Origin of the sequence: Robertmurraya mesotrionivorans, assembly GCF_050971805.1 — a bacterium.
In the GTDB taxonomy this organism is placed as follows: Bacteria; Bacillota; Bacilli; order Bacillales; family Cytobacillaceae; genus Robertmurraya_A.
On record NZ_JBPCCH010000017.1, the window covers coordinates 1 to 15,039 of the forward strand.

Annotated in this window: 12 protein-coding genes; 4 read left to right on the top strand and 8 right to left on the bottom strand. The window is 39.1% G+C overall.

Going from position 1 to position 15,039, the window contains the following annotated elements; translation table 11 throughout:
- Positions 1-470 precede the first annotated feature (470 nt).
- Together ACRX5O_RS19535 and ACRX5O_RS19540 are read left to right on the top strand one after the other, a co-directional pair.
- Positions 471-761, top strand: coding sequence for a YMGG-like glycine zipper-containing protein (locus ACRX5O_RS19535; protein WP_433907498.1), 291 nt, complete (start codon positions 471-473; stop codon positions 759-761).
- Positions 762-845: 84 nt separating this feature from the next.
- Positions 846-1,712 carry a dimethylarginine dimethylaminohydrolase family protein gene (locus ACRX5O_RS19540; protein WP_433907499.1) on the top strand — a complete coding sequence of 289 codons (867 nt, stop codon included), beginning with the start codon at positions 846-848 and terminating at the stop codon, positions 1,710-1,712.
- Positions 1,713-1,848: 136 nt separating this feature from the next.
- Here the strand turns inward: ACRX5O_RS19540 and ACRX5O_RS19545 are convergent, their stop codons facing one another.
- Positions 1,849-2,889: an NAD(P)-dependent alcohol dehydrogenase gene (locus ACRX5O_RS19545; RefSeq protein ID WP_433907500.1), complete on the bottom strand. Its 1,041-nt coding sequence runs from the start codon at positions 2,887-2,889 to the stop codon at positions 1,849-1,851.
- Positions 2,890-3,136: 247 nt separating this feature from the next.
- On the opposite strand from ACRX5O_RS19545, the gene ACRX5O_RS19550 reads away from it, so the two are divergent.
- Positions 3,137-3,541, top strand: coding sequence for a MerR family transcriptional regulator (locus tag ACRX5O_RS19550; RefSeq protein ID WP_433907501.1), 405 nt, complete (start codon positions 3,137-3,139; stop codon positions 3,539-3,541).
- A gap of 91 nt (positions 3,542-3,632) precedes the next feature.
- Here ACRX5O_RS19550 and ACRX5O_RS19555 read toward each other — a convergent pair whose 3' ends face one another.
- From ACRX5O_RS19555 to ganS, 6 genes are all read right to left on the bottom strand, one after another.
- Positions 3,633-4,622 carry a LacI family DNA-binding transcriptional regulator gene (locus ACRX5O_RS19555; RefSeq protein ID WP_433907502.1) on the bottom strand — a complete coding sequence of 330 codons (990 nt, stop codon included), beginning with the start codon at positions 4,620-4,622 and terminating at the stop codon, positions 3,633-3,635.
- A gap of 140 nt (positions 4,623-4,762) precedes the next feature.
- Positions 4,763-7,210 carry a glycosyl hydrolase 53 family protein gene (locus ACRX5O_RS19560; protein ID WP_433907503.1) on the bottom strand — a complete coding sequence of 816 codons (2,448 nt, stop codon included), beginning with the start codon at positions 7,208-7,210 and terminating at the stop codon, positions 4,763-4,765.
- 135 nt (positions 7,211-7,345) lie between these two features.
- Positions 7,346-9,415, bottom strand: coding sequence for a beta-galactosidase GanA (gene ganA, locus ACRX5O_RS19565; protein WP_433907504.1), 2,070 nt, complete (start codon positions 9,413-9,415; stop codon positions 7,346-7,348).
- A gap of 43 nt (positions 9,416-9,458) precedes the next feature.
- Positions 9,459-10,310 carry a galactooligosaccharide ABC transporter permease GanQ gene (gene ganQ / locus ACRX5O_RS19570; protein ID WP_433907505.1) on the bottom strand — a complete coding sequence of 284 codons (852 nt, stop codon included), beginning with the start codon at positions 10,308-10,310 and terminating at the stop codon, positions 9,459-9,461.
- A 3-nt stretch (positions 10,311-10,313) separates the two neighbouring features.
- Positions 10,314-11,570 carry a galactooligosaccharide ABC transporter permease GanP gene (ganP, locus tag ACRX5O_RS19575; protein WP_433907506.1) on the bottom strand — a complete coding sequence of 419 codons (1,257 nt, stop codon included), beginning with the start codon at positions 11,568-11,570 and terminating at the stop codon, positions 10,314-10,316.
- A 100-nt stretch (positions 11,571-11,670) separates the two neighbouring features.
- Positions 11,671-12,954, bottom strand: coding sequence for an arabinogalactan oligomer ABC transporter substrate-binding protein GanS (ganS, locus tag ACRX5O_RS19580; protein ID WP_433907507.1), 1,284 nt, complete (start codon positions 12,952-12,954; stop codon positions 11,671-11,673).
- 544 nt (positions 12,955-13,498) lie between these two features.
- Here ganS and ACRX5O_RS19585 point away from each other — a divergent pair.
- A complete protein-coding gene (locus tag ACRX5O_RS19585) occupies positions 13,499-14,563 on the top strand; it encodes a M14 family zinc carboxypeptidase (RefSeq protein ID WP_433907508.1) in 1,065 nt (354 codons plus the stop codon).
- A gap of 41 nt (positions 14,564-14,604) precedes the next feature.
- On the opposite strand, the gene ACRX5O_RS19590 is transcribed toward ACRX5O_RS19585, so the two are convergent.
- Positions 14,605-15,027, bottom strand: coding sequence for a hypothetical protein (locus ACRX5O_RS19590; protein WP_433907509.1), 423 nt, complete (start codon positions 15,025-15,027; stop codon positions 14,605-14,607).
- Positions 15,028-15,039 lie beyond the last annotated feature (12 nt).

Sequence of the window (15,039 nt, forward strand, 5' to 3'; positions counted from 1 at the left end):
ATATACATTAGCCGGAAATTCTCCGCCTATTAATTCTCTTACCTATACGAAATCATCAATGAATAATTACAGAGCCATAGTCAAAAGAAAAAAGTGGTTTTGTAAATAAAAAACTTTTGCGAGGTAACAGAAATCTCTGTAACCTTACATTTTGATATACAAATTGGACTACAGTTTCACGCCTATTTTTATAATTATTCGCGTTATATCAATAAAAAATGACCATCAAATTCACATACAAATTGATGGTCATTTTAATATACATTTTGGATTTTTGTGACAGGTAACAGAACCCGTTACAATATAGGATGGTTTTGTCGTTCTTGTTACACAAACTACCCTATTGTCTAAGAAGAAAGCTGACCATAAAACATCTAGTGAGTAAAACTACTTTAGCTGGGGAGTATATGTTTAGGATAGTGTGCTTACATAACTAGCAAATCCCCATTAAAAAACTAGGAAGTGATTAGATGAATCAGAGTAACGAAAATAATAACTTCGGTGGAAATGAAGAAGAAAGTGGTAACAATCCAGCTAGTAGTAATCAAAGTGCCAGTGACCTTGGTGAAGCAGCAGGAACTTTAAGTGGAGCCGTTACGGGTGCTATGATAGGCTCTCCATTTGGACTAGTTGGTGCTGTTATAGGCGGTGTTTCAGGTGGTGCTATTGGTAACCAGATGGTAGAGGGAGCTGAAGTAGACACCAATACGGCTTCCAAAAATCATGATGAGAGCAATAATCGTAACTCTATAAATAAGTAACGATACTTCTTGTTCTTCTCTTATCATTTTTACATCCTATTAAGGGAATATTGATACTGTACCCATTTATAGGAGGACCTAAATATGACATTAGAATCGAATATTGAACATAAAACAATCTGTTTCAGTGAATACGATGAATTAAAACGCGTGATCTGCTGCCAGCCGCAGTACATGACGATCAGGGATGTGATTAATGAGACCCAAAAGCACTTCCAAAATGAAGGAATACATATAGAGACTGCATTAGAACAGCATAATCAAATGGTCCAGACTCTGCGGAATCACGACATTGAAGTTATTTTGCTTCCTTACCATAAGAAATACCCGGAACAGGTTTTTACAAGGGACATAGGATTTACACTCGGACATACTGTGTTTGTAGCCGATATGGCAAGTGATGTCAGGCAGGGAGAAGATAATGTATTAAAGCAGTGGCTGGAGGATGAAGGATTCTCCTACTATAATATTGTTGGGGATCAGATTGAGGGCGGAGATGTAATTATCGATAGGGAAACCGTGTATATTGGGTTGAGTAATCGGACCAGCCAGCAGGCAGTTGATCATTTAAAACATCTTTTGCCCCAGTTTGATGTTAAAGCCATCCAGTTCAAGGCAGAATATTTACATTTAGACTGTGTATTTAATGTTATTTCTCCAGAGCTAGCCCTTATCTTCCCGGAGGCTTTGACAAAAGAAGATTTCGACATATTTGGATCAAAATATGAACTTATTGAAGTATCTGATGAAGAACAGTTCACGCTTGGGACTAATGTGCTTGGAATAGGTAACAAGCGAGTCTTGAGCTTGCCAGTAAATAAAAATGTAAATAAGCAGCTTCGTGACCGTGGCTTTGAAGTAATAGAAGTTGATATAACAGAAATTATAAAATCAGGAGGCTCTTTCCGCTGCTGTACGCTTCCCATTCTTAGGTCAAGGCCAAAATCATAGTTCAGCGTTCAAGAATAACTTTCTCCTTAAGCTTCATTACAGGGGAGAGTTTTTTTATGAACAGAAAGGATGTCCATAAAGCTAGGTTTATTGGACATCCCCCAAAATTACCATTAGAATTTATCAACTACGCAAATCACATTGTGCTGATATCAATCACGAATCGATACTTCACATCTGAACCTAATACACGTTCGTAAGCCTCGTCAATTTGATCGGCTGAAATGACTTCAATCTTAGGAACGATGTTATGTTTTGCACAGAATTCTAACATCTCCTGAGTCTCACGAATGCCGCCAATCATTGAACCTGCAAATGAACGGCGATGACCAATAAGTGAGAATACGTTAACTGACAACGGCTCCGCTGGCGCACCTACATTGACGAGTGTACCATCCAGCGCCAATAACGAAAGGTAGGCACTGATATCGATTTTAGCGCTTACTGTATTTATGATGAGGTCGAACGAACCAGCCAGTTTCTTAAACGTCTCTGAATCGCTCGTAGCATAGTAGTTGTCAGCTCCGAAGTCTAAGCCATCGTCCTTTTTCTTCAACGATTGTGATAAGACGGTGACCTCAGCACCCATGGCATGTGCAATTTTGACAGCCATATGACCAAGACCACCCATACCAACAACCGCTACTCTCTTACCTGGACCAGCCCCCCAGTGGTTTAAAGGCGAATATGTCGTAATACCTGCGCAAAGTAGTGGTGCTGCGACGTCAAGCTCAATGCTATCAGGGATTCTTACTACGAAGTCCTCCGTTACGACAATGTGGGTTGAATAGCCACCTTGTGTAGGCTCACCGTATTTGTCAACACCCGCGTAGGTAGGAACATTTCCATTGAGACAGTATTGTTCTTCTCCTTTACGGCAATTCTCACAGTCGCCACAGGAGTCAACCATACATCCGACCCCTACCCGGTCACCGACCTTATACTTTGTGACCTCTGCTCCTACATCAGTAACAATTCCCGCAATCTCGTGTCCGGGTACAAGAGGATAATTTACGGGACCCCATTCGCCGTGAGCAGTATGGATGTCAGAGTGACATATGCCTGCATATTTAATTTCAATTAGAACATCGTTTAGATCAAGGTCACGTCTTTTAATTTCAGCAACTCGAAACGGTTTGTCTGGACCGTCGACTGCTCTCGCTTTAGCTACTGTCATTTGTTTTAACCTCCACTATACTTTGATTTTTCAAGAGAATCGACTAGGATCAGAGGTAAATTAATTTCTCCCCCTTTTCTCTTGCAAATCTAGAATAATCCCTATAGTTAACTCTAGGTCAAGCAATAAATTTGTGCAGAAAACGACAAATGTTAGACTTTGACGTTGGGTATACAGCATGATAAAATCTTGCTAAAACATAGAGTTAACTCGAAGTCTATATCTAGAAAAAAGGAGATAAATAACGATGACATATTCTATAAGCGAAGTTGCAAAAGAATTAGATCTCACAGTATATGCCTTACGATACTACGATAAGGAGGGTCTAATGCCTTTTGTGGAACGTACCCCTAGTGGGACCCGATTATTTAAAGAATCCGATATTGAAGCATTAAAAGTTATTCAATGTCTAAAATCAACTGGGATGCCTATTAAGGAAATTAAAGGATTCATTGAATGGTGTTCAGAGGGCGATTCGACCTTGCAGCAAAGATACAACATGTTCTTGGATCGAAAAGCTATTGTAGAAGAACAGCTAGAAGAACTGAAAAAGACAATGGAGATCATAAATCATAAATGCAACTATTACAAGACTGCCTTGGATGCAGGAACGGAAGATATTCATCACAACAATAAAATAGGAAATTTTTAATTAATAGAAAAGCCACCTGTCCTCTGAAAGACAGGTGGTTCTATTTATGCCATTTCGTTTTACTATATATTTTTAAATGCAATGGTTATCATTAATGACTACTGTCACGAATAATCAGCTCTGTTCCCAGTTGCACCTTTTTGGATACTTTACGTCCCATTACTCGTTCCATAACTAAATCAACTGCTACTTCTCCCATCATTTCGGTATGGACTTTTAATGTTGATAGTGATGGATAAATATATTTTGAGACACTAATGTCGTTCAAACCAATGATATTAACTCTGTCTGGAACCACGATATTTTCTTCATGTAATGCTCGGAGGGCTCCAATGGCAAGTAAGTCATTTCCGGCAAAGAAGGCAGTTGGTAATGCTTCTTGGTGCTCAAGTATCGCTTGTTTCATTAACCGATATCCGTCGTCCACTGAAAAGGAGCCTGTGTAAATAAAGCGTTCGTTTAATAATTTCTTCTCATTCATATAGCTATAAAATGTCTTCTCACGAAGGTCTGTGATTTCACCTGATTGATCTCTGTAGTATTCCCGACCACCAATATATCCGATGGAAGTGTGCCCTTTATCTAAAAGGTAATCGACGATCTTTTTGGTGGACTTATCAAAGTCAGTAATAACTGAATCATACGAATCATCCATCAAACTATGATCAACTAAAACGATGTGTTCCGTAATCTCTGCTAGAGCTCTCACTTGGTTTTCACTGAACTTACCTACTGCGATAATTCCTTGAATATTTTCCTGCTTTAACTCCTCGATATCATTGTAAAAATACTTTACGATTTGTGTATCCAGCTGCTGACATCTTGTTTCTATTCCAAACCGTATTGACATATAATATAAATCTTCGAGTTCCTCTTTCTCTGTATACCAATGAACAATCGCAAACTTTGAAGGGCTTGACTTTCGTACAACCCGACGTTTATATTCGAGCTTTTCTGCGACTTCAAATATCTTTTTTCTTGTCTCATCCGTAACCGAAAGCGAAGAATCATAGTTCAATACACGGGAAACAGTAGCAATGGATACCCCGGCCTTTTCTGCAATATCTTTGATCGTGGCCATATCATCACCTCTATCTCGCTAATCTCATATATTTATCATTCCATATCCCTATATAAAAAGAAAGGATTAAATTAGAAAATGAAACAAAGTCTGCCCCCTATCAAGGAGGTCAGACCTTATTTGGCATATACTTATTTATGTTAGTTGATTTCCTTTACCTTGTATAAGTAAAAATCATCTACACTTCCCCATGCCCCTCCATCTGCTTTTATGCTAGCTCCGATCGTAATGGTTCCATCTAGCACTAGAATATCAGACACTAAAGGATGACTCCAGTTCACCCACCCATTAACAGAGGTTTGAGTTTTGTATTCTTGACCACCTGCAAATGCGTACAAATACATATCCGAGTTATTGGCATCTCCGCCCTGTAAAAACATCGAAAGATTATAGTAACCAGGCTCTAATCCAGTAATCGTCTGTTCTACTGTGAAATTCACTTCTTCTCCAGAATAAAAATGAAGCGAGTAATTCCCAGACTTTGCATCAGCAGACTTATGTTGAAAATCGGTATGAGGTGATGTTCCATTCTTATATTGGATGTTCCACATACTTCTATCATTTTCCTCAAATCCTGAATTCATCACAAAATTTTCAGGATTGATTGTAAGATGAAGTTTGACTGTTCCTCCACCTTCTACTTCACCGTTCATTTCATAGCTACCAACACCATTCTTAATGGCTTGTTGCACTGCTTCTTCGTCCCAAGTGACACGAACAGACCCTGAGCTCCCATCATTGTAGGTAACCAGTACGGTTGTTGGCAATGTAACCTCTTCACCTGCAATGACACTTAAAGAAACATCCTTTATTTCGTCAATTTTTAAAGGGGCCACCGACCCTGTATCAACATATTTAAATACATTTAGAGAGGATAACGGACGACCGTAAAAATCAAACAGCGCTTGATTGTCAACCGCGCTTCCACCATACCAGTGGCCCGCATCTTCCGGGTCGTATTCTGCCGCGTAGCTAGTCGCCCAGCCTGACCCATATTTTTCCCATAACTGTTGGTTTTTCTTTAGTTTTTTGTCTGGAGCTGCCGGTATCCAAGCAGGCTCCCAATAGAAAACGCCCATTCCTGCTTCCCCTACATTAGCAACCGCCTCGATTACATCCCGAACCGCTGTTGCTTGTCCTTGTACTGTGATAGGGTAATTTAATGTTTGCCCTGAATCCTTTGGTGCTGTATTTCCATGACCGTCTCCATCCTCTTTTGTATATGTATAGGATGTTTCCGCTACCATAACTTTCTTTCCATACGTATTGGCCACATTCTTTAGAACGGAGGTCAAATTCGATAAAGTTCCATGCCAGAATGGATAGTAGGAGCTTGCAAATACATCATAGTCCACTCCATTTTCATGAAGTGTTTTGGCGATAGAAGCGTATCTACCTGAAGTCTCTGGGTTGGTAAAGTGTAAAGCCACTAACATGTTAGAATCAAGTTCCCTTACGGCTTTGCTTCCTGCATTGAATAATTGGCTCATCGCTCCCCAAGTTTTCTCTCCCGCAAGACCACCATTTGTTTCGTTTCCGATTTGAACCATACCAATATCGATTCCTTCATCAATCATGGCTTGTAAGCTCTCTTTTGTATATTCATAGAGTGCTACTTTCTTTTCCTCTAAGTTCAGGTTCTTCCAAGCCTTCGGTGCCTGCTGTTTCGCTGGGTCTGCCCAGAAGTCTGAGTAATGGAAGTCTACTAACAGTTTCATGTCATTGGCGGTTGCTCTTTTTCCGATTTCAATCGCCTTTTCTATATCATTATTACCGCCGCCATACCCACGGTCTTTTGAATCGTACGGGTCATTCCATACTCGCACACGAATATAATTCACTCCTGCATCATGTAACGTTTTAAAGATGTCCTGTTTTTTCCCTGCTTCATTATAAAATTTGACTCCACTGTCTTCTAAGGCAATGATACTCGACACGTCTACCCCTTTAATAAAATCCTCATCGATCCCAGCTACCCTTTTCACGAAAATATCACTTGCAACCGGTTCTGGAATATCTGAAGAGCTTGTAGAAGTTAATTGAAAACTATCTAAATATCCCCAAGCCTTTGGGGCTCCTGAAACAGTCGCTCCAACCTGTAGTTCTGAAGTATTCTCTGCAAGCTCAAACTTTAAAGTGATGGTTCCCCAATTGTTATAACCCGTTGTTGCCTGCATATCCCCTTTTTCCTCTCCAGCAAAAAGTGTCACCTGTCCTGATTCCGCACTTGCACCACCCATCGTTTTTACAGACAGCTCATAGCTACCTGCAGGTAAATTTTGAATACCTTGACTGAAAGTAAAAGATTGATTCTCAGTAGCTGTGTCTTTCACCCAATATTTGAATGCATATTCTCCTTCAGCGGGGGTCATCCAAGAATCATCCGAGTATGAAAAATGCTGAAGATCGAGACCATCCCAATTCGTCGTGTCAACAGTCCAAGAAGAATCATCCCAAAAGTTTGTTTCAAATCCGTTATTATTCAATAGATTTACCTGTGCAACCCCTTCGCTAGGATGAAATAAAACGGAACTTATGATTAATGTAAATGCTAGCAATCTAGCGAACACCCTTTTTATAATTCTCATACTCTCCTCACCTTTATCTTAAATTTCTTATATTAATGGAAATCATACTAAGATGTGTTTTCGAGCAGTAAACGCTTCCATTCAAATCACAAATACATGGGTGGGTTCCCGGTCCCACCCATGTATGCATTCACGTTAATTCGTCGTTCTTTTTTTCTCAACAATTCTTACTTCATACTTATCTAACGTAACTTCCCCAAGCAATTCTTCACCGGTAATCTTATCAGTTACTGGTAACTCAAAGGCAACCGCTTGATTTTCCTCAGTGAAATTCATAACAAAAATGTAGTCACTTTCTGGAGCATTTCTTACTTGTACAGATACCCCCTCTCCATGTTTTACTGAAGACACAGATTCTAGAGCCAAATCTTTCATTATTTCTTCATAAAAGTCCCTTTGGAACTGATCTTCTAACCGACCACCAATATAGTAAGCATTTCCTTTTTCATATTTGTGGCTAGTTACTGCTGGGGTATTTGCATAAAAATCATCTGTGTATACACCCTCTACCGTTGCAGTGTTTAGTTCAAGTATCGTAGCATAATCCTTTAATTCATACGTACGATTGTTATACACCACATAATTTCGATCTTTTGGATAGTACGTATCTGTTTCAACTGGTTTTAAACCAAAGATATCCTGTAGGTCTTTATGCCATCCACCTAAGTACGTTAGGTCAAATTCATTTACAAGGCCACTAATATAGGTCATGACTAGTGTTCCGCCTGCTGCGACAAAGGATTTTAAACTTGAAACGGTTTCCTCGCTCATTAAATACAGCATTGGCACAATTAATAGTTTATAGGAAGAAAAGTCTTGCTCCTTTGTTATCACATCTACCGGAATATCTTTTTCCCAAAAGGCCTTGTAGTGCTGTTGCAAGGTTTGAGGATAGCGTTTGGTGTCCAATCCAAATCCTTGTGCATCATTTAGAGCCCAGTTGCTTTCCCAATCGTAAAGAATAGCGACATCCGCTGGACGATTCGTTCCTACAATATCAGATATATTTTCTAACGTTTTTCCGACTTGAGCTACCTCTTGGAAAACGCGATTGTTCGTACTGTTATCATGATCCACCACAGCACCATGGAATTTTTCTGACGACCCACGTGATTTTCTCCACTGGAAGTACATCACACTATCAGAACCATGAGCAACCATCTGCATGGAAGATAGAAGATGCATACCTGGTCTCTTTGCTTTATTCACACTATGCCAGTTCACCAAGCTTGGAGTGGATTCCATTAGCAAGAATGGTTGTTGTTTTAAACTACGATAAAGATCATTAATGAAGCCAACCTTCATAGCTAAATCGGCAGTACTTTCCCAGTCATTATGCCAAGCTGGATACGCATCCCAGCTAACAACATCCACATGCTTCGCAAACTTACTATAATCAAGTGCTTGAAACGGAATTAAATCGAATGTGTCTGCCATAAAATTCGTTGTGATCGGTACCTCTGGTGTAAGCTCTCTTAATGGAACAATCTCATTTTCATAGAAAGAAATGGTTTGATCTGTAACAAAACGTCGCCAATCTAGGTTTAAGCCATGAACCATACTTTCCCCAATCGGAGAGGGTGATTCAACCTGAGACCAATCACTATATGTGTGACTCCAGAACGGTCCCCACCAGGCATCATTTAATGATTTAAGATCATGATTATATTTGTTTTTAATCCAATGTCTAAAAGCCGATTGACACTGTTCACAGTGACACTCTCCACCGTACTCATTTGAGATATGCCACATCAATAAAGCCGGATGACTACCGTATCTTTCCGCTAACTTGCGGTTCATTTCCTGTGTTTTTTCACGATAAACAGGAGATGTAAAACAATGATTATGCCTTCCTCCATGTAATTGTTTCACTCTAGAAGAATTTACGCGAAGGACCTCAGGATACTTTTCCGACATCCAAGCAGGGCGTGCTCCACTTGGTGTAGCTAAGATCACTCTTCCACCGATACTGTGAATATTGTCAAAAATATCATCTAACCATTCAAAGTGGTACTTGCCTTCCTCTGGCTCCAATGCACTCCAAGCAAAGATTCCTACTGAGAATGTATTGGTATGGGAAAGCTTCATTAATTTGATATCATCCGCCAATATTTCTGGATGATCCAGCCATTGGTCAGGATTATAGTCTCCTCCATGGAGCATGAATTTCGCTTTTGTTGTATAGGTTTTATGATGATTTTTCATTGTCGTCTCCTTCTACTATTCATTTTCTTGCCTTTTTAAGAAATCAGCCCTTGGTTCCACCAGCTGTTAATCCTGATACAAAGTTCTTCTGAAGCAAAATGAATATAATCGCAATCGGAATACTGATTAGTATGGCTCCAGCGGCAAAGGTAGTGTAGCTAGCCCCCATCACATCATTGACTAGGTTATACAATCCGATCGGTAGGGTGTATGCCTCAGGTGTTCGTAAAATGGTCGATGATAAAACGAAATCTCCCAGCGGCCCCGTAAAACCATTCATCGCTACTACCGCGATCATTGGTCGTGATAAAGGCATAATAATTTGTAAAAAGATTCTTGTGTTACTTGCTCCATCGATTTTCGCGCTTTCATCCAAGTCCATTGGAATCGAGTCCATGTACCCTTTCATCAAATATGTGTTCATTGGAATTTGACCACCAATATATAAAAGGATTAATAGCCAATGACTGTTCATCATGCCTAGTATTTGCGCTAATACAAATAGAGCAATAAGAGCAGAAAATTGTGGAATCATTTGTAGTAATAGAAATAATGTTAATGCATTTTGCCTTCCCTTAAAGCGAAAGCGGGAAAATGCATAGGCCGTAAAGGAAACACTTATAACCGACCCAATCATCGTGAAAATACTAATTTTCAAGGAATTTAAGTACCACCCGCCATATTGCAAGCTTTCTTTTCCTGCAAACAACTCTCGATAATGATCGAGTGTAGGGTTTTTAGGGATGATTGATGTGCTTATCAAACTGTTTCCCGGATTAAAGCTCGCTCCAACGGTCCAAATTAACGGATAAATAATAATCACTGTCATAAAAATTAAAATCGAATGTGTAATTAGGAGACGAAAGAATTTTTGTTTTTTCATATCTTTCAGCATCTTTTAAGCCCCCTCTTTAAAGGAATTCGTACGTCTAAATTGCCATAGCGCAATCGCAATAACAAACACGGATAGCAAGATGGTTAATGCAGCCGCTAGTGAATACTGACTCGATTGCATCGTTAATTTGTATATCCATGAAACGAGTATATCCGTTCCGCCAGCCGTCGACCCTGGAACAGCAGGTCCACCACCATTAAATAGATAAATGATATTAAAGTTATTAAAGTTAAACGTGTATTGAGTAATAATGATCGGAGCCATTGCAATTAAAATCATTGGCATTGTAATATGGCGAAACTTTGCAAAAACAGATGCTCCGTCAATGGTCGCTGCTTCATAAAGGTCATCTGGAATAGACTGAAGGACACCTGTTGTCACTAAGAATATATAAGGGAAACCTAACCATCCCTGCATAAGAATTAAAGCCACTCGTGTCCAGTTTTCATCTGTCAGCCATGGGATGGACTGAATTCCAAAAGCAGCCAATATATCGTTATTGATTGCCCCAAAGCTATCATTAAATAATCCCGCAAATATTAGTATCGTTACAAACCCAGGTACTGCCCACGGAAGGACTAAAACCGTTCGATAGAACTTGGAAAATTTCACATCTTTCTGATTGACTAACACCGCTAGAAACACTCCAAGGCTCACCTGCAAGGTAGAGGCCACAAGCGTCCAAATGACCGTCCAAGCTAATACATCAAAGAAGGTAGAACGCCAAATATCAACAGTGAAGATTTCAAAAAATGTTTCTAACCCCACCCAATCAGCTAAGTTAGCTGGTGGAGAGTGGTATAAATCATAGTTCGTAAACGCTAATGCGAAACTAAATAATATAGGGAAGATAACAGCAAATATTAAAATAAAGAGCGACGGTCCACTGATGACATAAGGATAGCCTTGCTCAATTAAATTACGATAATCTTCCTTAAGAGAATGCAGACGCTGATTATTGTCTCTCAAATTACCGTTCTTATAAGCATCTCGTAGATTGATATAGTAAAAGGCAAGCCCAAAAATCGTTACAATGACAGCAATAATCCCTTCAGCTAATAGAAAGATAGAGTTATCTCGCGGTACTTCCGTTCCAAGTGTGAAAAGTCCCCAAAAGCCCATATTCAACAAATCACCAAATACTGCAAAAAACGAAACCGCTAAAAGTAGAAATAAAAGCCCTTTTATCCTCTGTTTATTGTAAAATTGACCAAGCCCTGGAATGATTGATAAAAGCAAAGCCGTTTTGCGATGTTGCACTTTTTTCACCTCTTATTAGACGTTAATTTTACAATTTCCGCCCTTATAATAAATGGTGTCAAACATGAGTAACGTTTGACACCATTGTTTACTTTACAAATTATTTTCCACCATGCTTCGCTTCGATCTGTCCTTTAATCGTTTCAACTGCTTGCTCCAATGCTTCTTTAGGTTGAGCCTTACCAGTTGCGATTGTTTGTAGGGCAGAGTCTGTTGGTGTCCAAACTTCGTTCATTTCTGGAATGTTTGGAGTTAATTCAGCAAATTGTGATTGCTCTGCTACCGCTTGGGCTGCTTCACTTTCTGCTACAACAGGGTCATTAGCAAGTGCTTGTACAGCTGGCACTTCCTTGGTTACTTCATATCTAGCTTTTGAATTCTCTTCATTTGCTAAAAATACAACTAACTTCTCAGCAAGTTCAGTATTTTTACTATAAGCACTTAGGTTATAGCTCTTCACTCCAACGAATGAACTCATATTTTCACCATTTGAAAGCTCAGGTAATTTTGTTACACCAAAATTGATTCCTGCTTTTGTAAACGGCTCAATATTCCAAGGACCTGAAATGACAGCTGCTGCTTTTCCTTCTGTAAACAACGACTCTAGTACATTAATTCCTTGTTCACCGATGATTCCAGCTGGAAATAGACCTTCTTTATAGAACTTTTGAATATACTCTGCCCCTTCAAGAGCACCTTGTGTTTTTAATCCAATATCAGCAGGATCATAATTCCCTTTGTCATCCGTGCCGAAAATATAACCACCATACCCGCTCATAATGCTTTGTGCATAGTAGATTTGATCAAACAAAGCTAGGAATCCAAAATTTTCCCCATCCGTTACCTTCTTAGAGTACTCATACCATCCATCAAGAGTGGTTGGAAGCTCAGCATCAGAAACTAAATCTTTATTGTAATAAAGCATGGTAGTTTCTACTGCTTTAGGTAATCCATACACCTTGTTATCTACCATTTGCGACTTCATAGCTACTTCTGTGTAAATAGATTGAACATCTTCACCTACATTTAACTCTTTGATTAACCCTTCCGTTACCGCAGTACCAATTTGGTCCCCAGGCATTGTAAGTACATCTGGTCCTGTACCACCCGGTCCATCCATACGTAAATCTTCTATTTGTTGAGCATAGGCTTTTTCAACTACTTTCACCTTTACTCCATTTTCTTCTTCAAACTTAGCAATCGCATCTTTAATACCTGCTCCTTTTTCAATATCTTCCCAAACTAGTAAATCATACTCTTTGTTCTTGGAAGAATCCTTCGAACCGGTACTCTCAGTACTACTTTCTTGAGGTCCACATGCTACTAAAGATAGACTTAAAGCAATACCGCTCATAAGGCTAAAATACTTTTTAAACTTCTTCATAGCTTACATCCTCTCACATTGGTTTATATTTTTCATTGAAAGCGCTTCAGTAATTAAAATATATCACTAAAAGTAAAACATGTAAATATATTTTTACTAAAACTAGTAAAATATTTTAAGAAAAACATTTTACTAGCGATTATAGGATATCAAACAGGATCTTCGTAGCGTTAAATCCAAGCCCGAAACATTCAAACTTCTTTACATAATCAACTGAATCTAACTATTTAAACACAATAAATACAAGTAATTATACTTACTTTTAGTAAAAAGTTTTACCAAAAGACTCATATCTGGATCTTCCCATTTTTCTCCCCGACCATATAAGGACTAATTAAACTTTTATAATCGAAAACCATCGTGTCCTACACCTTTCTTCCTATCTCAAATGCAAAAGCCTACTTTCGATAGTTTTTAAATCCTTCATTTGTATGTATTTCGTCAATCGAAATTTGTCTAAATAATAGGCAATTTACTTTATTAACATCCGAACCATATTTGGATAAAATTTGAATTGTTAAAAAATTTTATTTGGAGGTAAGATATGAACTTAAAGAAAAAAGTTTTATCCGTATCCTTATCAAGCTTAATGGCATTTGGTGCAATTACCGCCGTCACAACACCAGTTTTTGCTGTCGGAAATGGTCCAGGTGCTGGTAATGGTGCCGTCCAAACATCAATTTTGCATACATATGAGAGTTTAGTAGATTATTTAAAGACTCAGGATGCGAAGCAAGAAGCGATGGAATTAGAGGTGATTGGACAAACTGTCAAAGGCCGTGATATTTATATGGCAAAATATATCTCCAATCCTGATAATCCAACGATCTTATTTTTAACACAGCAGCACGGAAACGAGCAGCTTACAACAGAGGGTGCCCTTAGCTTTATTAAGCATTTAGGCACAGAGAAAACTAAGGGAGTATTAGATAACGTCAATGTACTTATCATTCCTATGCTCAATGCTGATGGAGCAATGGGGGATGTGGATTTCTCACTTGATAATTATCATGCAGATGGTGACCGCCATCTTACTCGTTATAATGCGAACTATGTTGACCTTAACCGTGAACATGATAAGGCAACGAGTGACATGGAACCAGAAGCAAAGTCCTTACATGAGAATGTTTTTGCAAAATATAACATCGATTATATGATCGACCTTCATCACCAGGGCACGCTTAGTGAAACAGAAGGGGAACTCGTATCTGGATCGATTCTTTATCCGACCAATCCAAATGTGCAGCCTGAAGTGCTTGAACGCTCTAAAAGATTAGGATCGGTTGTTTATGGAGCACTTGAGGATACTGGGTGGGGCCATATCGGTAAATACGCGGGTGGTAGCGGTGAAAATATCGGACGTAACGGCGCGGCTGTTCGTTATGACATCTCTACCCTCCTATTTGAAATGCGTGGCATGTCCGATCACTTTGTTGAATCTTATGCTCTAGGACAAAAGAGCAACGGCTATTTAATTAAGCAGACGATTACTACCCTAGATGCTACGGTAAGAGCAATTGCAGATGGCTCCATTGAGACTGCCGATACTAGCTTCTGGGATACTCTTCCAGAACAAAAAAACAGACAAGGCGAAGAGGCGGACGAATAATATAAATAAGGGAGAGCATTCCAGTTATGGAGGCTCTCCCTTTATCTATCAATTACTTCAATCTTTCTCTTTTGGTTACGCTGTTTTAGTACTTTCCAACTCATATAACCAATCGTCATTACTCCAAGTCCAACAAGTAACATGATTTGATATTCAGCGATTATATTTACCATTGTTTTCGCATCCCCGTCATAAAAACGGCCAATACTTAACAAAAACAAAGTAGAAGGCCCTATTCCTAACATCGTAAGTGCCGTATAAGGAATGTAGCTACCGAGAGCATATAAAAAGCTTCCAACTAGTGAAATCCATGTTACTTCAAACCAAGATAAATCTAAAATAAACCCTACTGTTACAATGAAAAATGTTCCAACAAAGGGAAAGGCACTTCCCTCAATGAATAAGGAAAACAAAATTCCGCCTATCCCCCATTTATCAATTAGATTTAGTAGCAAGTCCGTCATAAAACCACTCCA